18 protein-coding genes are annotated in these 20,874 nt (G+C 54.8%); 6 read left to right on the forward strand and 12 right to left on the reverse strand.

Annotated features, from left to right (window positions below; all coding sequences use genetic code 11):
- Positions 1 to 131: 131 nt before the first annotated feature.
- From QEN58_RS02680 to QEN58_RS02710, 7 genes are all read right to left on the reverse strand, one after another.
- Positions 132 to 1,289 carry a M20 family metallopeptidase gene (locus tag QEN58_RS02680; RefSeq protein ID WP_280105627.1) on the reverse strand — a complete coding sequence of 386 codons (1,158 nt, stop codon included), beginning with the start codon at positions 1,287 to 1,289 and terminating at the stop codon, positions 132 to 134.
- The gene (locus QEN58_RS02685) at positions 1,274 to 2,695 is read right to left on the reverse strand and encodes a M20 family metallopeptidase (RefSeq protein WP_280105628.1); all 1,422 of its coding nucleotides are present in this window, start codon (positions 2,693 to 2,695) and stop codon (positions 1,274 to 1,276) included. The genes QEN58_RS02680 and QEN58_RS02685 overlap by 16 nt, the downstream gene beginning before the upstream one ends.
- 38 nt (positions 2,696 to 2,733) lie before the next feature.
- The gene (locus tag QEN58_RS02690) at positions 2,734 to 3,738 is read right to left on the reverse strand and encodes an ABC transporter ATP-binding protein (RefSeq protein WP_280105629.1); all 1,005 of its coding nucleotides are present in this window, start codon (positions 3,736 to 3,738) and stop codon (positions 2,734 to 2,736) included.
- Positions 3,735 to 4,784, reverse strand: coding sequence for an ABC transporter ATP-binding protein (locus QEN58_RS02695; RefSeq protein ID WP_280105630.1), 1,050 nt, complete (start codon positions 4,782 to 4,784; stop codon positions 3,735 to 3,737). Before QEN58_RS02695 ends, QEN58_RS02690 begins: the two co-directional genes overlap by 4 nt.
- Complete coding sequence (locus QEN58_RS02700; protein WP_280105631.1) at positions 4,777 to 5,685, reverse strand: ABC transporter permease; 909 nt, start codon at positions 5,683 to 5,685, stop codon at positions 4,777 to 4,779. The genes QEN58_RS02695 and QEN58_RS02700 overlap by 8 nt, the downstream gene beginning before the upstream one ends.
- Positions 5,686 to 5,696: 11 nt before the next feature.
- On the reverse strand, positions 5,697 to 6,614 hold the full coding sequence (locus QEN58_RS02705) for an ABC transporter permease (protein WP_280105632.1): 918 nt from the start codon (positions 6,612 to 6,614) through the stop codon (positions 5,697 to 5,699).
- Positions 6,615 to 6,690: 76 nt separating this feature from the next.
- Positions 6,691 to 8,208 (reverse strand): ABC transporter substrate-binding protein, encoded by a 1,518-nt coding sequence (locus QEN58_RS02710; protein ID WP_280105633.1) that lies wholly within the window; start codon positions 8,206 to 8,208, stop codon positions 6,691 to 6,693.
- A gap of 182 nt (positions 8,209 to 8,390) precedes the next feature.
- Here QEN58_RS02710 and QEN58_RS02715 point away from each other — a divergent pair, with 182 nt between their 5' ends.
- The 5 genes from QEN58_RS02715 (at position 8,391) to QEN58_RS02735 (ending at position 13,426) form a co-directional block, all read left to right on the forward strand.
- Positions 8,391 to 9,356, forward strand: a complete 966-nt coding sequence (locus tag QEN58_RS02715; protein ID WP_280105634.1) for a LysR family transcriptional regulator — start codon at positions 8,391 to 8,393, stop codon at positions 9,354 to 9,356.
- A 115-nt stretch (positions 9,357 to 9,471) separates the two neighbouring features.
- Positions 9,472 to 10,245 (forward strand): pseudouridine synthase, encoded by a 774-nt coding sequence (locus QEN58_RS02720; protein WP_280105635.1) that lies wholly within the window; start codon positions 9,472 to 9,474, stop codon positions 10,243 to 10,245.
- 10 nt (positions 10,246 to 10,255) lie between these two features.
- Entirely contained in the window at positions 10,256 to 11,146 is an 891-nt protein-coding gene (gene tcdA, locus QEN58_RS02725) for a tRNA cyclic N6-threonylcarbamoyladenosine(37) synthase TcdA (protein WP_280105636.1), read from the forward strand.
- Positions 11,143 to 11,361, forward strand: coding sequence for a DUF1653 domain-containing protein (locus QEN58_RS02730; RefSeq protein WP_280105637.1), 219 nt, complete (start codon positions 11,143 to 11,145; stop codon positions 11,359 to 11,361). Before tcdA ends, QEN58_RS02730 begins: the two co-directional genes overlap by 4 nt.
- A gap of 28 nt (positions 11,362 to 11,389) precedes the next feature.
- A complete protein-coding gene (locus tag QEN58_RS02735) occupies positions 11,390 to 13,426 on the forward strand; it encodes a RecQ family ATP-dependent DNA helicase (RefSeq protein ID WP_280105638.1) in 2,037 nt (678 codons plus the stop codon).
- Positions 13,427 to 13,443: 17 nt separating this feature from the next.
- On the opposite strand, the gene zigA is transcribed toward QEN58_RS02735, so the two are convergent.
- The 5 genes from zigA to QEN58_RS02760 all read right to left on the reverse strand — a co-directional run bounded on the left by zigA (position 13,444) and on the right by QEN58_RS02760 (position 17,804).
- Positions 13,444 to 14,670: a zinc metallochaperone GTPase ZigA gene (gene zigA / locus QEN58_RS02740; protein WP_280105639.1), complete on the reverse strand. Its 1,227-nt coding sequence runs from the start codon at positions 14,668 to 14,670 to the stop codon at positions 13,444 to 13,446.
- A 110-nt stretch (positions 14,671 to 14,780) separates the two neighbouring features.
- Positions 14,781 to 15,056, reverse strand: a complete 276-nt coding sequence (locus QEN58_RS02745) for a TIGR03643 family protein (RefSeq protein WP_071695330.1) — start codon at positions 15,054 to 15,056, stop codon at positions 14,781 to 14,783.
- A gap of 3 nt (positions 15,057 to 15,059) precedes the next feature.
- On the reverse strand, positions 15,060 to 16,448 hold the full coding sequence (locus tag QEN58_RS02750; protein ID WP_280105640.1) for a PepSY-associated TM helix domain-containing protein: 1,389 nt from the start codon (positions 16,446 to 16,448) through the stop codon (positions 15,060 to 15,062).
- 96 nt (positions 16,449 to 16,544) lie between these two features.
- A complete protein-coding gene (locus QEN58_RS02755) occupies positions 16,545 to 17,177 on the reverse strand; it encodes a class I SAM-dependent methyltransferase (protein WP_280105641.1) in 633 nt (210 codons plus the stop codon).
- Between the two features lie 279 nt (positions 17,178 to 17,456).
- On the reverse strand, positions 17,457 to 17,804 hold the full coding sequence (locus QEN58_RS02760) for a helix-turn-helix domain-containing protein (RefSeq protein WP_280105642.1): 348 nt from the start codon (positions 17,802 to 17,804) through the stop codon (positions 17,457 to 17,459).
- 487 nt (positions 17,805 to 18,291) lie between these two features.
- On the opposite strand from QEN58_RS02760, the gene QEN58_RS02765 reads away from it, so the two are divergent.
- Positions 18,292 to 20,637, forward strand: coding sequence for a putative bifunctional diguanylate cyclase/phosphodiesterase (locus QEN58_RS02765; protein ID WP_280105643.1), 2,346 nt, complete (start codon positions 18,292 to 18,294; stop codon positions 20,635 to 20,637).
- The last annotated feature ends 237 nt before the right edge of the window (positions 20,638 to 20,874 follow it).

Here is a 20,874-nt window from a genome sequence, read left to right on the forward strand (position 1 = left end):
TGGAAACGCGTCTGTAGCGTTGCCTATTTAAGGTAGCTGCCGAGCGGCTACTTTGCCACCTGGCGAGTAATAGGCCACCGCGAGGTTGTATAAAAGCATCCTTTTAAATTCAAGCTTTTAAACCCAGTCTTTTAGGCCCAGTCCTTTAAGCCCAGTAAAGTAGCAGTGAGTGCTTGAGTGCGTGGCACAAGCGTATTGAGTAAGCAGTACTCCTCATCCGTGTGCATTTTGGCACCGACCGGGCCGAGGCCACACAGCGTGGGAATGCCCAAGCTGGCCGTCCAGCCCGCATCGGAACAGCCGCCGGTGAATTCGCCATCAACAGCAAAACCAATGTTTTTAGCCTGAGATTGGTAAAGCGCAAACAGTTCGCTGCTCATACGCTCTTCGAGCGGATAGAATTCCGATGTCTGCTCGATGGTTGCCTGGGTGCCAGGAATATCGGGTTCGGCGATTATCGCCTCAATGGCCCTATACAGCTGGTCACGCTGTGCTGTGGTGACAAAGCGAGTATCTAACTGAGCAGACGCGAAAGGCGCGACAGTGTTGCGAGATACGCCACCAGTGACAGTGCCCACATTGGTGGTGATGCCTGCCGCGTAATCGGTCAGTGCATGCAGCTTGATGATCTTGCGGGCCAGTGTTTCGATGGCGCTGGCGCCATCGGCATGGCTCACGCCGGAGTGGGCGGCTTTGCCGGTGACGTTGATCAAAAAACCAGCACCTCCTTTTCGGCCCGTGACTACATTGCCGCTGACGCGCCCAGGCTCGACGTTCAAGACGGCACGTGCTCCCTGGACGGCGGCCTCGATGAACGCCCGCCCATCTGGCGAGCCAATCTCCTCATCAGCGGTAAACAGGGCGCGAACGGGCAGTGGGCAGTTGGGCAGGCGGCTTAACGCGCGCAGCACAAAGCAGTTCATCACCAGGCCGCTTTTCATATCGGCCACGCCAGGGCCAAAGCCAACGTCGTCTTGCTGGGTATAGCCCCGGCTAGCCACCGTGCCTGTGGGAAAAACCGTATCGCGGTGGCCCATTAAGAGCACATGGCCTTGGCCAGTTTCCCCCAGCTGTGCTTCTAAAATATCGCCTGAGTCAGGGCGCGGGTGGCGTATCACCGTGATGTCATCCTGCTCCAGCCACTGGCTAATCAGGTCGGCCACCTTATCGTTACCCGCTTTGTCGTAGCTGTTGGAGTCGATATTGACCAGGGCCGCTAAGCAGTCAACCATTGCCTGCTGCTGGCCCTCCAGCCAATCACAGGCTTGTTGTATTAGTGACTCTTGCATGACGCTCGCTCCTTGTAAATCTCTGCACCTTGAACACTCAAATCCCAAAATAGGCCCGCCATTAATATAAGCGCTTCTGAAGCGATACTCCCTAGCAGGTGTTCATCGGGGGCGTGTTGCGAACAGGCGGGGTAGGAGTGGGGAACCCATAATGTAGGCAAGCCCAGCGTTTCGGCAAATACATCGTTGGGTAATGAACCGCCTAGGTTAGGTAACAGCGTGGGCGTTTTATTCGTCGACATTTGCATCGAGGTTAATGCCCAGCTCACCCAAGGATCTTCGGGATCAAGCCGTGTAGCATTCATCTGCGACATGCGCGCCGCGCTCACTTCAATATCGCTATAGCCGTGTTGATCCAGATGGCAGCGTAAATGGGCAAGAAAGTTATCCTGATCGCTGCCCACTACAAAGCGCAGCTGGCAGTGGGCGTAGGCGTAGGGCGGGATTGCATTGGCTGGGGCATCCGGGTTGCCGGCCTTCATGGCCAGCACTTCTAAGGTGTTCCAACCGAATAACCGCTCCGCGGGGGAGAGCCCTGGCTCGCCCCAGTCAGTGTCAATCGTCGGAGAATTGTCACCGACGCCTACCTCGAGTGAGGCTAGGGCGTTGCGCACGGCATCTGGAATAGGTGCCGGGCGTAATCCCTGTATCTGGATCACACCATTAGCATCCACCAGCGTGGCCAGGGCATTGGTTAATCGCACCGCCGGGTTTTTTAATACCCCGCCCCAGTTGCCCGAGTGGTGGGCACCTTCCCGGGCCTGCAGTTTAAGGTCGAAGTTGAACGATCCCCGTGAGCCTAAAAATAGCGTCGGCGATTCGGCGTCCAGGCGGGGCCCGTCCGAACCAATAAACACATCGGCCGCTAAACGCTCCCGATAGCGGTGGCAAACCTCCTTTAGCCCCGGCGAACCGGTCTCTTCTCCCATCTCCAGCACCAGCTTGACGTTATAGCCCAGGTGCCCGCCGCTGGCTTTCAGCACACAGCCGAGCGCAGCTAAATTAATCGTGTGCTGGCCTTTGTTATCAGCGGTGCCGCGCCCATACCAGCGATCTCCCCGTTGGGTGATTTGCCATGGCGACAGCCCTTCGGCCCACTGGTCGTCATAGCCGCGTATTACATCGCCATGGCCATAGGTCAATACGCTGAACATGGCTTCAGGCTCAAGACGTTCAGCGAGCAGAAATGGGCCGAACCCAGGCACGGGGTTATCGACAATTTCCCATGTGAAACCGAGCTGCTCAATGTCTGGGATAATCTGTTCCGTCAGGTAAGCGTGCAGTTCCTCCTGCCTATTCGTTTCCTGGCTTTCGCTGCGGATGGCAATACGCGGGGCAAGCTGAGCATAAAATTCGCCACTATCAAAATAAGCTTTGGCATTGTCTAAGGCGTGTTGGCGCGACATAAATATCCCTCTGAGTATTAGGCGTTCAGTAAGAGTGTTTAGGCAAAATGGCAGGCGACGCGTGGATGATTAGGCTGAGTAGTGCCTTGGGCTGCACTTTGAATAAGGTCGGTTAGCTTTGGCGACTGCTCTGAGCACTGGGGCTGTGCTATGGGGCATCGAGGGTGGAAAGCGCATCCTGATGGAGGTCGTGTTGGGTCGGGTTGTCCTGCCCCAAGACCGATATCAGGCACGCCTAAGCCGGGCTCTGGTGTCAGCGCAGAAGCCAGCAGCGCTTGGGTATAAGGGTGGCGCGGGGCCGCGAAAATTTGTTCCCGGGTGCCCTCTTCGACAATTTTACCCAGGTACATCACCGCCAGCCGATCCGCTAGGTGCTCAACCACGGCAAGGTCGTGACTAATAAACAGATAGGTAAGGCCAAATTCATCCTTAAGGTCGAGCAGGAGATTGAGAATCTGCGCCTGAACCGACACATCCAGGGCGGAGGTGGGTTCGTCACAAATCACCAGGTCAGGGCGCATAATCAGCGCCCGCGCAATCGCCACCCGTTGCCGTTGCCCGCCAGACATCTGCCCTGGGTATTGCTGGGCGGCGCGTTTGGGCAGGCCAACCAGCTCCAGCATTTCATCGACTTTGGCTGCCTGCTCCTTCTGGGTGCCAATGCCATGAATGCGCAGCGGCAAGCCAACGATTTGGGCAATTCGTTGGCGCGGGTTAAGCGATGAGTAAGGGTCTTGGAAAATCGGCTGTATATGCCGGGCAAGCGCTTTTTGATTAGCATTGACAATTGCTTTGCCGTTGATCAGTACATCACCTTCGCTTGGGGGCGTGAGCCCTAGCAGTATTTTGGCTAGGGTGCTTTTGCCACAGCCCGATTCGCCCACCAGCCCCATCACCTGACCGCGGGGAACGCGCAGCGATACATTATTGACGGCTGTTAAGGTTTGACTCTTATGCAGCATGCCGCCGCCCAGTTTAAATGTTTTGGATAGCGCGCAGAGCTCCAGGGCAAGCGGCTCAAAATGGTTTGCGGCACTGCTCATAGCGTTACCTCCTGAGCGTTTATCGTTGCCGGATTTGCCAACTGGTGGGCAAAGTGACAGCGCGACAAGTGACCATCTGCGACAGTTTGCAAGGGCGGTGTGGTGTGACAAAGCTCATCCGCTTGGTCGCAGCGATTACAAAAGGCGCAGCCGTCAACTTTCTCTACCAAGTTGGGCACTACCCCTGGAATAGCCTGTAAGCGGCTGCCCGGCAGCGTTTTGCCGGGTGTCGGTATGCAGCGCAGTAATCCTTGGGTGTAGGGGTGGCTAGGGGCTTGAAAGAGCGCCTGGGCAGAGGCGGTTTCAATCACTTCACCGGCATACATCACGGCAACCCGATCGGCGATGCGCGCGACGACGCCCAGGTCGTGGGTGATGAAGATAACCGCCGTGCCAAACTCCTGCTGCAGGTCGCGCAGCAGGTGCAGGATTTGCGCCTGAATCGTGACGTCTAGAGCTGTGGTGGGCTCATCGGCAATGATCAAATCGGGTTCGCACATTAGCGCCATGGCGATCATGACCCGTTGGCGCAGCCCGCCAGACAGATGGTGGGGGTATTGGCGCATACGCTCTTCGGCGGCGCTGATACCTACCCGTTCGAGTAAATAGAGGGCGCGGTCATGGGCCGCTTTACGCGATACACGCTGATGACGGCGCAAGGCTTCGCATAGCTGATTGCCCAGGGTGTAGGCGGGGTTGAGAGCGGTCATGGGCTCTTGGAAAATCATCGCCATGCGCGCACCGCGCAGGTTGCTGCGCTCGCGATCGGAAACCGTCAGCAGATCAACGCCGTCAAAGTCGAGACAGTCGGCGTTTACCTGCGCCTTGCGTGGCAGTAGGCCCATTAATGCCAGTGAGGTCATGGATTTACCACAGCCCGATTCGCCCACCAGACAGAGCATTTCACCCCGTTCAACGTGAAAGTCGATTCCCCGTACGGCGTGAAGCGTGCCTTTTGCTACTGGCAAGTCGACACGTAGCTGTTTTACGGTGAGTAGTGGTGAGACTGGCGCTGTTGAGCGCTCAGCTGAGGAGAGATTACTCATTGCGGCCTCCTGGTGCGCTGAGGTCACGCAGTCCATCGCCTAGCAAGTTAATCGACAGCACTAGAATAAATAGTGCGCTGCCGGGAATCGTAATCACCCAGGGTTGGAAGAGCATATAGGCTTTGCCTTCGGCGATCATCAGCCCCCAGGAGGGGGATGGTGGCTGCACGCCCATGCCCAGAAACGACAGCGTTGCTTCGAGCAAAATGGCGTTGGCGACCTCAAGCGTGGCGACCACAATCAACGCGCCAGCGATATTGGGCAGCACTTCGCGCAGTAAAATATACGGCAGCGAGCAGCCCAGTGCCTGGGCTGCCTGCACATACTCAGCATCGCGCAATTGCTGAGTCGCCGAGCGTGCAACGACCGCAAAGCGATCCCACAGCAGCAGCCCCAGTAGCAGCGTAACGCTCAGCATAGATCCCCCCATCAGCGAAGCCATGGCCAGCGCCACTAAAACCACGGGCATGGCCAGGCGAGTGGTGAGCAGGTAACTCACTACGGCATCGACGCGACCGCCGAAGTAACCTGCCAGCACGCCAAGAGTGGTGCCAATCAGCCCTGAAATCAGCGCAACCACCAGCCCGATAAAGAGTGAAATCCGGGTGCCATAAATCAGTCGGCTCAGGTAGTCACGGCCGAGGCGGTCGGTGCCTAATGGGTGCGTCCAGCTACCGGTTTCGTGCCAAATAGGTGGCACCATGCGGTTAGCGGTGTTCTGTAAATAGGGATCATGGGGGGCTAGCCAAGGGGCCAGAAGCGCCACCAACCCTAGTGAAGTAATGATCAATAATCCTATGGTTAAGTTGCGGTTATTGAGCGTGCTGCGCAGTAAACGCGATTGCCAACTGCCGACGAAGTGTTGCTCTGCCGCCACCGGCGGGGAAAGGGTGTGTGCCATGGTGTTCTCCGTTAGCGCGCGCGTAGGCGTGGGTCTAAAACTGCGTTGAGAATGTCGGCAAGCAGCGTCAGCACGATATAGAACAGCGCAATGATCAGGACGATGGCTTGAACCACCGGGTAGTCATTTCGGGAAATCGCGTTCCAGGCCAGTTGCCCCAGCCCGCGCAGCGAAAAGACGGTCTCGATGACCACCGAACCGCCGAGCATAAATCCCAGCTCCACAGCGGCCAGCGCCACCACCGGAATCACTGCATTGCGTAGCGCGTGTTTGAAGATCACCGTGCCGGTGCGCAGCCCCTTGGCCCGTGCGGTGCGGATGTAGTCTGCCTCCAGGACGTCCAGCATGCCGCTGCGGGTTAGCCGCATCATGGCGGGGGTGGCGTAATAGCCCAGCGCTACGGCGGGCAGTACAAAGCCTTGCCAGCTATCGCTACCCGCCGCAGGAAACCACTGCAACTTGACGGCAAACAGGATGATTAGCGTTAAGCCAAACCAGAAGTTGGGCATTGCCTGGCCGGTAACCGCAATCGCCATGGCCGTGCGGTCTATCCAACTGCCGCGCTTCAGCGCGGCCACAACGCCGAGGGGAATAGACACGCCTAGTGCAATCGCCAACGCTAATATTCCTAGGGTCATCGTTACCGGTAGGCGCTCGACCACCAGATCCATGACCTCGCTCTGATAGTAGTAAGAGCGCCCAAAATCGAGCTGAACCGCCCCCCATAGCCACGTGGTAAATTGCTCAAGCACCGGGCGATCCAGACCGTACTCAACGCGGATTTGCTCAACCTGTTCAGCGGTGGCCTCGGGGCCGCCTATGGAAAGCGCCAAGTCCCCTGAGAGCTGCAGCAGACTAAAGCAGAGCACCGAAATAGTCAGCGCGACGCTAAGGGCTATCAGCGTGCGCTTGAAAACAAATGCCCACATAAAGCATCACTCCCTCGCTGCGGAAAGCGAGCCGTGGCGAGATTGCCACGGCTGCCGTTAAGTCGATCAGGCGCCGTTACTTCCAGCTCGCCTCGTAGAAACGGGGGAGTTCGTCAGGGTAGGCGGTGAAGTCGAGATCAGCGGTGTGAGCGTAATAGGTGGAGTAGGAGAACAGCGGCGCCCAGTACGCTTGCTCGGAAATGCGGGCGAATGCTTTTTGATAGTGCTCTAAGCGCACATCAGGATCTACCGAGGTATCGGCGACTTGTAGCCACTCCTGCACCTGGGTGTCCTGCCAGAGATCGTCAATGCCGCCTGTGAAATAGACGCTAACGAAAGCCGATACATCGTTAATAGAGAAGGAACCCCAGGCTTTGAAAGCCATATCGGTTTGACCGTTGCGCTGAAGCTCCAACAGCGCGGGGGAGGTCATAAAGCGCAGGTTGGCATTAATGCCCACTGCACGTAGGTCGCCAATCATCGCTTCGGCGTATTCACGTTCACGGTAGGCATGAAGGTCAATGTCAAAGCCATCGGCGTAACCGGCCTCGGCGAGTAGTTCGCGGGCTTTTTCGGGGTCGTACTCATACTCGATGACGTTCTCTGTTTCACAGCCAAACTGGGTGGGAAAACAGGGGGCATAAAGAGGCTGGCTGCCACCGCGCACTAGATCATTAGCCAAGCCTTCCCGGTTCATGGCGTGGTTAATGGCCTGACGCACGCGGATATCATTTAACGGCGACTCTTCCCGCATGGCCGCATCCAAGCCGATATAGCCGACCCGCATGGTCTCGCCGCCTAGCACGCTAAGCTGTGGCATCCCGCTTAACGACTCAGCTTGATCCGACGGCACGCGCCAAATCCAGTCGACTTGCCCGGACATTAATTGCGCCATACGTGAGTCTGCATCGGCAATGGCCTTGAACTCTATATTGCCAATCTCGGGCTGACCAATCGGGCTGCCGGCAAAGTAATCATCAAAGCGTGTCAGGCTGACGCCGTCCCCAGGGCGGACGTTGGTTATCCGGTAAGGCCCGGTACCCACGGGCTCACGACTAAAACCCTCAATACCCACTTCCTGGAAATACTCATCGGGATAAATTGGCATCGGGCCGGAAAGGTACTCAAGGGCGGCGGGGAAAGGTTCTTTAAGGTGAATGCGAACGTGATACTCATCAAGCTTCTCAACGCTTTCGATCCAGTCAACATTTTGTCGGGTTACTACCCGTGATTCGGGGGATACCGCATAGTTAAAGGTAAATGCCACATCGTCGGCGTTGAAGGCCTCGCCGTTGTGAAAGGTCACGCCTTCGCGCAGCACAAGATCAAGGGTCTTATCATCTGCCCATTCCCACTCGGTGGCCAGACGCGGCTCATACTCGTTGGTTTGCGGGTTACGGTAGATCAGTGTATCCCAAGCCAAATGGGCGAGGATAACGCCTTCACGCAGATTATTGTGGTAGGGGCTAACGTTTTCAGGCTCGCTATCAGAGGCATAGACCAGTGTATCGTTGGCCTTGCCTGCTAAAGCAGGTGTCGCGATGCTGAGTAAAGCAAGTGACGTAACGCAACAAAGAGTTCTAGATGTTTGCATGCCATACCTCGTTTTTTAATAAGAGAAGGTTATGAGCGTTTGGCGTACTGGCAGGGCTTCTTGTTTTTTAGATGAGCCGCCGCCTTGAATTAAAACTAAGCTATTAATCAGTCATGCCACCAGTGCAATGTTTAGAACTTATCATTGCCGTTTCGGCAATTCTGATGGAGAAGGGAGGCACAATGAATCCACGGGTGCTACAAGAAACCGCGTTACGTTATTTTTTAGAAGTGGTTCGCTGCGGCTCCATTAGTGAAGCCTCGGGCAAGTTAAATGTGGCGCCCTCGGCGATCAGCCGACAGATAGCCCGGCTCGAAAGTGAATTGGACACGTTGCTGTTCGAACGCCGAGCGCGTGGCATGGTACCGAGTGCTGCAGGCGAGCTATTGGCGGTACATGCCCGCCATATGCAGCTGGAAGCCGACCGAATAGGCAGTGAAATCCTGGCACTGCGGGGATTACAGCGTGGCAAGGTGCGTCTCGCCAGCTCAGAAGGGTTTGCCGTGGATTTTTTGCCTGCAGCCATTGCGGCTTTTCGAAAGCGCTACAGCGGCATTCATTTTCACTTGATGGTGGGATCACCTGCACAGGCGACCCGTCATGTCAGGGAGGGCGATGCGGACATCGGCATTACCTTCAGCCTAAAGCCTGAAGCAGATATTACTGTTTCTTTGAGACAACCAGCGCCGATTATGGCACTGGTTTCTCCTGGCCATGAACTAGCTGCAAAAAAACACATAACGTTAGCGCAACTGCAGCGCTATCCGCTGGCGCTGCCCTCGCCAGAAACGACCCTGCGCCAGTTGTTCGATATCTGCTGTAGTCGCCAAAACCTAGCATTTGAATCCATTTTTAGCAGTGACTACACCGAGGCTTTAATTAATTTTGCCATGCTGGGAGGAGGGGTGGCGCTTGCCGGCGAGATCTCTGTTCGTTATCGCATTCATCAACACCGAGTGGTCGCTATTCCTATTCGTGACCAGGGCATGGATTCACGCTTTATCGAGGTTCAGACCCTCGCTAATCGAACCTTACCGAGTGCCACTCAGGTTTTCTTAGCGTTTATTAAAGAGCACATTCCGCCTGGTAAATTACCGCTTTTACCAAATCCACAAGTGTTGACTGATATTCAGACGCCTCATAACTAAGCGGTGGGGGATGAGGGCATAGCGAGAAGATGACATCTCGCGGCCCAGCCACGACAATAGCGGGCTGTTTTTATAATGAACGACATTTTTGTCGCCAGCTTTTCCAGGGAGCGTTATGACGCCACTCAACATCCTCTATCAGGATGAGCATCTCGTTGCAGTGCATAAGCCGGCAGGGCTTTTGGTGCATCGCTCGGCGTTGGCGCGTGGTGAAACCGAATTTCTACTTCAGCGCCTACGCGACCAGCTTGGCAAGCGGGTCTATCCCGTTCACCGGCTGGATCGACCGACTTCGGGAGTGATCGTGTTTGCGCTATCTTCAGCCGTTGCTGGCCTGCTCAGCGAAGCGTTTAGTGAGCGGCAGGTGGAGAAGCGCTATTTGGCGGTGGTGCGCGGTAAAGCGCCGGAAAGCGAACGTTTGGATTACCCGCTGCGGGAGGAGGATGGCACACGCCCCAAGGCGGAAATGCCCGCCATGCCAGCGATGACCGATATTCGCCTCCTTGATAGCGTTGAACTGCCAGTACAAGTCGACCGCTATCCGGTGGCGCGCTATTCGCTGGTGGAAGCGCGGCCGATGACCGGGCGCCGCCATCAAATTCGCCGTCACCTCTCGCGGCGGGGCTATCCGATTATTGGCGATGCCAAGCACGGTAAAAGTGTCCACAACCGCTTTTTTGCCGACCAGATGGGCGCGCCACGCTTACTGCTCGCCGCGACCTATTTGGCTTTTGACCATCCCCTGTTAGACAAGCGTGTACAATTGAGCTGCGCCTTGGATGACACAATGATCGCGCTGTTTAATCAGCTTGGCTGGGCAGGGCATTTACCGCTGGATAGCGCGCGAACGCCGCCCATTGCCACGCCTTCCGCCTTGCAAGCACTGTGAGCCTGCCGTTATGTCATTGAATGAGACCATTATCTCTCCTGTTTCAGAGTCGAGCGACCATGCTTCAAGTGGCTATGCGTCGAGCGATTATGAATTTCGCTTTGGCGGTATTCGCCGCCTGTATGGTCAGCGCGCTGCAGAGGCATTTCGCCGTGCTCATGTGGTCGTGGTTGGAGTAGGCGGCGTGGGTAGCTGGACGGTAGAGGCGCTGGCCCGTTCGGGCATTGGCAAGCTGACGCTGATAGACCTGGACGACGTCTGCGTTTCCAACGTTAACCGCCAGCTCCACGCATTGGATGGCACTATTGGGCAGCCCAAAGTGGAAGTGCTTGCCGAGCGCTGCCGCTTGATTGCCCCGGAAATCGAGATTGTGGCTGACACCGCCTTCGTGACGCCCACCAATCTGGCTGAGCGTATCCCCGATGACGCCGATCACGTGGTGGATGCCATCGACAGCGTGATCGCCAAGGCCGCGCTGATCGCCTGGTGCAAGCGACGCAAAATGCCGATCACGGTGACCGGTGCGGCCGGTGGGCAAACCGACCCCACGCGTATCCAGGTCGCGGATCTCACTCGTACCGAGCACGACCCGCTGTTATCCAAAGTGCGCTCGCGGCTACGTCGGGATTACGGCTTCTCCCGCAACCCCAAGCGGCGCTTCTCGGTGGAGTGTGTCTACTCCGACGAGCAGTTGATCTATCCCGGCGCCGACGGCGAAGTGTGTCTGCAAAAGCCCGGTAGCGGTGACACCACACGACTGGACTGCGCTTCGGGCTTTGGTGCGGCGACCTTTTTAACCGGCACCTTTGGCTTTGTCGCCGCTTCAAAGGTGCTCGAACGCCTCGCCAAAAAAGCCAACCAGCCAGCCGACTCCAACGCCACTCAAGAGGAAAGCCAATGAGCGCCCCCGTTCCCGGTATTTACCGCCACTACAAAGGCAGCCTTTACGAAGTGCTCGGCACCGCCCAGCACAGCGAAAGCGAAGAGCCCTTGGTAGTCTACCGCGCCCTTTACGGTGAATACGGCCTCTGGGTGCGCCCGCTCGACATGTTTGTTGAAACGGTGACTAAAGAAGGACACACCCAGCCGCGCTTTGCGCTGGAGAAAGCGTTTTAAGCCGGAATTTTGCTATCAAGGAGTATTCATGCCCCCTATATCACCGCAGCAAACGCTGAAAGACGTATTTGGTTTTGACGACTTTCGTGGCGGCCAGCAGGCGGTGGTGTCCAGGGTGTTGGCGGGGCACTCCACGGCGGCTATTTTCGCCACCGGCGCGGGAAAGTCACTTTGCTATCAGCTTCCTGCACTGCATTTGCCGCACTTAACCCTGGTGGTATCGCCGTTGCTGGCGCTGATGCAGGATCAGCTCGCTTTTCTGGCCCGCCACGGCGTGGCAGCGGCGAGTATTGACTCTACCCAAGACCGCGACACCACCCGGAATGTCATGGAGCGTGCCAAAAGCGGCGAGCTTAAAATATTGATGGTCTCGGTGGAGCGGCTCAAGAACGAGCGCTTCCGTCACTTTCTACGCCAGGTTCAGATATCGCTGCTGGTGGTCGACGAAGCTCACTGCCTCTCTGAATGGGGGCATAACTTCCGGCCCGATTATTTGAAGCTGCCGGACTACCAGCGCGACTTTGCTATCCCCCAAGTCCTGCTGCTCACTGCCACGGCAACGCCTACCGTTATTGCCGATATGGGCGAGAAATTTGCCATCGCAGCGGACAACGTCATCACTACCGGTTTTTACCGTTCCAATCTGGAGCTGCTGGTGGTGCCTGCCATGGCTGACCGCCAGCAGCAGTTGATCAACTGGCTGAAGCCGCAGATGCAGCCGGGTAGCGAAGCGCCGACGATTATTTACGTCACCCTGCAACAAACCGCCGAGCGGGTGGCTAAGGCGCTGGCGGCACAGGGGATCGCAGCCCAGGCCTACCACGCAGGGTTGGATTCAAGCCGACGGGATGAGATTCAGCGCCAGTTTATGGGCGGCGAGTCGCCCTGCATCGTGGCCACTATTGCCTTTGGCATGGGTATCGATAAGGGTGATATCCGCAATGTGGTGCACTATGACTTGCCTAAATCCATCGAAAACTACAGCCAGGAGATTGGCCGGGCGGGGCGCGATGGCCAGCCTTCCACCTGCTTGACCATGGCCGGGCGGGACGGTCTGAGGGTGCTGGAAAACTTTGTGTATGGCGATACCCCAGAATATGCGGGCATTTATCGCCTATTGGAAGAGATCGCGGCGGCAGGCCAAGCGCCGGATCGCCAGTGGGAGGTGCTGCTCAATACGCTTTCCCGCGATACCAATATCCGCCCGCTGCCGCTAAAAACGCTGTTGGTGCGGCTGGAGATGCAGGGCATTATCGCGCCGCGTTTCGCATTTCTAGCTGAGTACCGGCTGCGCTACCATCTCGATCCTAGTGCATTGGTAAACCGTTTTGAAGGCGAACGGGCGGCCTTTGTGCGGCTTTTAGTCGATAATATTCCCATCGCACGCACCTGGGGCACGGTGGATTTTGACCGCCTGCACCAGGCGGGGCAGACGCAGCACATTGATGCCTCCCGCGACAGAGTGATCGCTGCGCTTGAGTATTTTCAGGATAAGGGCTGGCTGACTCTGGAAGGCAAGCGGATGACCGATGTCTACGAGATCTGCCAGCCGAATTTTGCCATTGAAACGCTGGCGAGCCAGCTATACGACGACTGCCTGAATAGGGAGCGGATAGAGATTGAGCGACTACAGGCCATGCTGGCGCTGTTTGAGTCGGAGAGCTGCCTGACTCGGCGGATAGCCGAGCACTTTGGCGATAGTACCTTTGGCGATAGCATCTTTGATACACCATCCAATGCCGAGCAGGGCCGCTGCGGGCATTGCTCGGTGTGTTATGGCCACCCGGTTAAACTACCGGATGCGCCGCCCGAGCCATCGCTAACGGCGGCCGATTTTCAGCGCTACGCCACGCCTCTGATTGAGCGCCACACCGAACAGTTCGGCCAGCCGCCCAATGCCCAGCGGGTGGCGCATTTTCTGTGTGGCTTGACCATGCCGGTGTTTACCCCGCTCAAAGCCCGCAGCCTTAATGGCTTTGCTGTGTTCGAACAGCGCGCCTATCCCCAGGTGCGTGAGTGGGCTGCACGCCAGATAAACAAGCAAAGTAAACAGTCGATATCCTAATCAGTGCTGCTAGGTACTCATTCCCAGGACGGAAATGGATCGGGCAGTTTCTTCCACGCGCCCATACCAAGCAGCAGTTCGCCTTCGCTTAGCAGGCAGCCATCCAGCGCTTCACGCATTTTATCTTTATCCAGGTTCTGACCGATAAACACCAGTTCCTGGCGCATATCGCCAAACGGCTCTTGCCACTTCTCCATAATAAACTGACGCGTTTCTGGGTCTGTTGGCCAACGCTCTTCGGGAATGGCTTTCCAGAACACCCCGGCCGGGCCATGGTGGGCGATACCGCCTGCTTGGCTCCATTGACCTGCGGCTTGAGGGCGAGTGGCCAGCCAGAAAAAGCCTTTCGAGCGCAACAGACCCTTACCAAACCATTCCTGGTTCAACAGGTCGTGGAATTTTTGCGGATGGAAGGGCCGGCGGGCGTGATAGGCAAAGCTGCCAATCCCGTACTCTTCGGTCTCTGGCACATGCTCGCCGCGCATCTCCTTTAGCCAACCCGGTGCCAGCTGGGCGCGCTCGAAATTGAACTTGCCGGTAGCCAGTACTTTATCCAGCGGCACGCCGCCTTGGGTGATTGGCACCAGCTCCGCGTCGGGGGTCAGCGAGCGCAGGATAGCCTTGAGCGCCTCCAACTCTTTTGCATCAATCAAGTCAGTTTTGCTGATTAGTAGCACATCACAAAACTCGATTTGATCGACCAACAGATCGGCGACGTTGCGCTCATCGTCTTCGCCTAAACTCTCACCTGCTTCGGCGAGGCTTTGCGCTTCACGGTACTGTTCAAGAAAGTTGGCACCATCGACCACGGTCACTAGCGTATCTAACCGTGCTACATGGGAAAGGCTCTGGCCACTTTCATCTTCAAAGGTGAAGGTTTCCGCCACAGGCAGCGGCTCGGAGATGCCCGTGGACTCAATGACCAGATAATCGAATTTGCCTTCTCGAGCCAACTGGCTGACTTCTATTAGCAAGTCTTCGCGTAGGGTGCAGCAGATGCAGCCATTGCTCATCTCCACCAAGCGTTCCTCGGAACGATTAAGGGCTACTTCGTCATCCAAAGTCGACTCGCCAGGGCCGCCGCGCACCAGCGCACCGTCGATATTCACCTCGCTCATATCGTTGACGATGACCGCTACACGGCGGCCTTCACGATTGGCGAGAATATGATTGAGCACGGTGGTTTTACCAGCACCTAAAAAACCCGATAGAACGGTGACGGGTAGGGGAGAAAACGCAGTCATTACTAATACACCTCTAAATTTTATGTTATGTGATAATATAACAATAAGGGTGTTTAAAGAAGGGTCTGTTTTGGAGGAGGTCGGATCAGTGTCTTATCTGCTAGTGAGTCTCAGCGCTTATATTGTGTCGGGCAGTATCCACGGAGAACATCTGGCGAGCGCAGGGCCTGGTGTTTGGTGGCGCGGCCGGTGACACGTTTGCGCCATAAACGAAACGAGGCGGGTTTAAGCTGGTGGCGCATCACCTCAATGACGTCGGGCTCGGCAAGCCCAAACAGCGTTTCGATTGCTTCAAACGGCGTGCGGTCCTCCCAAGCCATTTCAATCATGCGCGACTGCTCATCATCGGGTAAGCGGCGAAAGCGCTTAACGGGGGCTTTTGGCATCGATCACCTCAACGTATCTGAGTGACGGGGTTTCAGGTTGCGGACAGTGTAGCGCTTTTTAACATACCAGCGCAGCGCATCGATCACGACGAAAATCGCCAAGCTCACTCCCCATACTGGCAGCGCTAGGCCCAGCGCGATAGCGATAAACAGCACGCTTAGTTTGGCCGGGAGTGGGAGCAATAACCAGGGTTCCGTTACCGTTGGAAAGCGCTGACCACTCGCCTTGCGCAGTCGCCGCCACGCCATGACATAACCCCACGCGATAAGGATCACCAGCCCGACGGCGATTAACGCCAGTACTATTTGATTAGCGATACCAAATAGCACTCCCATATGCAGATCAATTCCCCAGCGGGTCAGCTTGGCGGCTAGCGGAAAGCTGGCGAAGTCTGTTTGATCGGTCACCGCCATGCTGCGCGGATGCAGCGCCACTTGGTCTACCTGCGTAGGCCACTGGCGGTCAATTTCTGCTACCCGCCACGCTTGCTGTGGGCTGCTCGGGGGCGTTAGTTGAAGTCGCGCGGCGCTGAGTCCCGCCTCACGAGCTGCACTCAGTGCCCGGTCAAAGTCGGCTAAGACGATGGCTGTGGAAACCATTGCCATCTGGCCGCGATGTTCGGCATGTTCATCGATTACTTGGCTATCGCTATCGATCAGTGCCGTTGAGGCACTAGGCGTGCCCCAGCCCCAGGCATGGCGAAGCTCTGCAATATTACCCCCTGCCCACTGTGACCAAGTAAGCCCCGTTGCCGAAAAGAACAGTAGCCCGAGAGAGAGTATTACCCCTAGCGTTGCGTGTCGGCGGCGGGTCGTATGGGCCCCTGGGAGAGTATTCAGCGCGCGGCGTTGCTGAAACCACAGCGTTACGCCACCCAGCGCGGCAAGCCAAAGCCATGAGGCAGCCAGCTCACTATAGACACGCCCCGTCTCGCCCATTAACAGCTGGCGGTGAAAATGATCGATCGCTGTGCGTAGCGGTAAAATACCGCTGGTACCGTAAACCGTCGTATCACCAGTCACTTCCAGTGAAATAGGGTCGACAAACAGCGCACGATGTTCAGAAGGCCCCAGTCCTGACTCGTTAAACATTAGCCGGGTAGTGTCGCCTAGTGTCGGTGCAGGGCGCACTGCGCTGGGTATGGTTGGGGCGCCCAGGTGCCGCTGGGCAGCAGCGATCTGTTCAGCAAGTGGTTGAGGCTCACCCTGCGTAACGCCATACAGGGTGTCATGGTAGAGCCACTCTTCAAGAGGTGGGCTCAGTAAGTAAGCAATACCGGATAGTGCCGCGATGAGAATAAAAGGGCCGATGAAAAGGCCCGTATATAAATGGAGGCGGCTAAGCAGGGCAAAAAGCAGTTTGCTAGTGCGGCTAGGGGAACGGGCTGTCATTCGCTGAATCCGAGTGGTATCGGTAAAGTAGTGCGACAGCTTAGATAGTTTACTTAACGATCGCTAGCCTTCACGCAGCGGTAAAAAGTCACACGATTAATGTTTAGAAGGCACAGGCTTGTAGGCTAGCAGTGCACGGAATAAGCCACTCATCAGTACCGGTTCATCATGACGAATCTGGAAGCCAGCCTCGGTGAGCAGTGGCTGCGCTTGACGAGTAATATCGGTCGCAAGCGCTGATGTTAGCTGGTTCAGGAGGCGTCGACCCTGCCCTGCCGGGTGTTCATCCGGCTGAAACTTATCCATCACACACAGCTGCCCGCCGGGTTTTAGTACACGGTGCGCTTCGGCAAGCCCTTGTTGAGGGTCTGGCATGACCGCAATAATCAAATGCATGATGACGGCATCAAAGTGCTCGTCTGGGTAGCTAAGCGCCTCAGCATCCATTACTTCACACTCAACATCGCGGCGAAGGGCTTCGGCCCTTTTAGCCGCGCGCTTCACCATGGCTGGAGCGATATCGGTGGCGTGCAATTCGATATCATGAGGCAGAAAAGGCAGGTCTAGTCCTGTGCCGGCACCTACCAGCAGCACCCGCATACCGGGCTCCCAATCCACTTGGCCAAGTGCAATACGCCGCGGTTTGCGAAATGCACGGGCGACTACCGCATCGTAGAAAGGAGCGTACACATTGTAGCGTAGGCGATTCCACTCGGTGGTGTTGAACATAACGCCTCTTTGCAGCGCAACGCTGCGATTGCTGAAGAGCAGGTGTCGACCACCTACATCGAATTACCTATAGCATGAAAGGAATTATTTAACCAATGGAGTATGTCCTTGTTGTATAGCTAATATTATAAAAAATTGTAAAAATATTTCTATTCACCCTGTTAAATTTGTTTATTTATATCCATAAGGAAGTAAGGTTGTGTGATATTTTAATTGGTTTTTTGCGATTATTGATCTTTTTTAATGTTTTAAAAGATAGCTTTTTATCGCCATAAAATATTAGCCTTTTTGTAGGCGTGAGGTTAAGTTTTCAACAATGTTGATAACCAGCATGCGATCATTTGGATTTAAAGGCTCTAAAAGATGCTTCAACCTGCTTGTTTGATCATCGATATGAAAACTTGCTTGCCCAAACAACTCCGCTGCTTCGCAGTTGAAAATTTCAGCAAGCTCTATTAGACGCACAATGTTGGGGATCACCCGCCCGCGCTCAATGCGCGAAACGGCTTCATTACCAACACCTAAGCGCTCAGCAACTTCTTCTTGGGTCAATTGACTGCGCACCCTTTGCTTGGCAATGGCCCGGCCAATACTGCCCGCCAGCCGCTTCTGTTCTGTTTTATTCACAATGCCCTCCATTGGACCTAGATGGTTGAGGAACGACCTATTGACATGAAGGACTGTTTAGGTTGAATATCATCTTCTAAGGTTGATTTGGATGCTGATGGTTACTTTTTGTTTCATTTGGCTACCTAGTGAAATGCATAATGAGCGATGTTAATTAAATTGTTCATTTAAAAAACAACCCTAAGTATGGAAATGAAAAAAACTGTAGCTATAAGGTGAATAGCTGGTCGTAGATTGAGAAATACACGAGATGATGATGTTTTTTAATAGCAATGTTTGAGTTCTTTTAATGATTTTTTGAAATTATTAAAAATTTTTTAAAGTAATAGTTTTTTGAGTGTTAAATAATATTCGTTTTATAAATTTTTAATGTTTTATCGACAGCTGAAAATGTTTACGCGGCGAGCGGGTGCGTTTTTTTTGCAAAAATACTTTTCAAAAAATCGGGTGAGAAGCTTGATGTGTAAATTCGAAGGCGCTTAATAACATGCTCCCTACTTCTGCTCCAGAGATTTTTCGACAGTTGGCGGATAAGTTATCTAACGTCAGTGAAGAAGGGTTTTTTCAACACCTTGTGAAGTCCTTGGCGGACATCCTTGGAGTTAATCATGTCGTTGTTGAACATGTCGATAGCCATCAGGGCATTTTGACAACGCTGGCGGTATGGTCTCAGGGCGAGTTCATTGAGACGGCCCCATATTCGCTACAAGGTACACCATGCCAACAGGTCGCCGAACACTCGCGACTTTATGTACCTTCTCAGGTTCGTCAGCAGTTCCCAGATGATCAACGCTTGGCCGCCTTGAGAGTTGAGGGGTATTTGGGTGTCGCTATCGCAGCACCTGGAGGGGGCTTCTTGGGCGTCATTGCGCTAATGCACTCCTCTGCTTTGAGACTGCCACCGTATACCGATGAAGTATTACGTATCGCTGCGGCGTTGGCTGGTGCCGAGTTGGCGCGTCAGTTAGCGGAAGGCCAAGCGCGCGAACATATGCTGCATAATCAATTGGCGCTGCAGCGCATTGGCCGACACAACTCCGCCTTAATCAATACCATTAATGAGCAACAGCGCTTCCAACACGCTGTTGTCAGCGTGGCGACTGCTGTTTCGGCTGAAAATGGCGAATCGTTTCTGCACCAACTGACCGCCCATATGGCTGAGGCTTTATCCGCCGAAGTGGGGTTTATTGCACTGCTGGATGAGCAAGATTCCGATATCGCTCATACCTTGACGCTGTATGTAAATGGTCAAGTTCAAAGCAATTTTGCCTACTACCTCCCCGGTGTTCCCTGCCACAAGGTGATGTTAGAACAGGAGTGTACCGTTTATGAGGGTGCCGCCATTATGCTACCCGCTGAAAGCAACGGGGCGCTTTCCTGGGTAAATGGTTATGTTGGGCGGCGGCTAGATAATAGCCATGGTGAGCCGTTGGGACTTATTGGCGTAATGTTTAAAAAGCCGCTGGCCGATGTCGATGTTGTGCGCAATGTATTGCAGATATTTGCCGCACGGGCAGCTTCAGAGCTTGAACGTCAACAAGATGAAGTCCGCATACGCCAACTCGCTTTTTGTGATCCCGGCACTCAATTGCCCAATCGTGCTGCCTTTATGCGCCACTTAGAGCGAGTGGTTGCCGATACCCAGACTACTGAATTGGCGCTATTGCTACTGGATCTTAATCATTTCAAAGAGATCAACGACACTGCTGGCCACGATCTAGGTGATTTAGTCCTTAAGGACGTTGCCAAACGCTTTGCAGCGTCGCTAACTGAGGGGCAGTATTTAGCACGTTTAGGCGGCGATGAGTTTGTGGTGGTGTCCCCTGGTGACGAGGAAAACAGCGCAATAGCCACCGCTCAGCGGCTGTATGACAGCATCGCGCTGCCGTTTATTGTTGAGCAACACTCTTTCGAACTCACTGTGGGAATCGGACTAGCGCTTTATCCCAAGCATGCGGCAACACCCTTAGAGCTGTTGAAACACGCTGACATTGCTATGTATCAAGCCAAACGTCAAAAGCTTTCCGTATGTGTATTCGAGTCCTGGATGGGGCGCGTTGTGGCCGAACAGCTGCATATTGCCAAACGCTTGGCGTCTGCCATTGCAGAAAAACAGCTGAGCCTGAACTTTCAGCCCCAGGTGGATTTGCGCAGCGGCTTGTTGATTGGCGCTGAGGCGCTGTGCAGGTGGCACGATGATGAGCTTGGCGACGTATCGCCGGGTAAATTTATACCTATTGCTGAAGAGCGCGGCATGATTGTTGCGCTAGGCAACTGGGTGATTGAAGAAGCCTGCAGTCAGCTGGCCGAGTGGCGAGAGCAGGGGCACCCTATGGTTGGCCAGTTGGCGATTAATATTGCCGCACAGCAGTTTGAAGAGGACGACTTGGCCGCCAACGTGCTCCATTGTTGTGCCTATTTCGGCATTGAGGCGTCACAACTGAGTCTGGAAATTACCGAAAGCGGCATCATGGAAAATCCTGAAAAGGCGATCGCCATGACTGAGGTTTTAAAGAGCAAAGGGTTAGGGCTTTCCATTGATGATTTTGGCACTGGGTATTCCTCGCTTGCCTACCTAAAACGCTTTGCCGCCGATAAAATAAAAATCGATATTTCTTTTATCCGCGATATGCTTACCAGCGACAATGACCGTGTCATTGTGGCGACGATTATTGCCATGGCGAATACGCTGGGACTTGAGACCATTGCGGAAGGTATTGAGAACCAAAAACAAATCAAAGCATTGCTTGCAATGGGCTGTGCTCAGGGGCAGGGCTACTACTTTGATCGGCCATTGACAGCCGCACAGTTTGCCCAACGTTGGCTCATTTAGCCTAGGCAGATAGACCATGAAAGTCTCTGCATGCCTCTGCGGTTACTGAGCTTACAGCAGTTGTCAGCAGAAATACTTACGCCTGTAGTCCACCAGCTTAATAGATCGACCATCCTCACTGCTCAACATATTGAGTAAGTTCTAATTTTTTGTCTCAGTCCTTTCAAAAAGCTCGGTCAGCCAGGGTGCCAAGTAGTCTAGACTCATGCTATACCTAAAATGTAATCTAATCTTTAC

It is taken from the genome of Halomonas alkaliantarctica (genome assembly GCF_029854215.1).
GTDB classification, from domain to species: domain Bacteria; phylum Pseudomonadota; class Gammaproteobacteria; order Pseudomonadales; family Halomonadaceae; genus Vreelandella; species Vreelandella alkaliantarctica_A.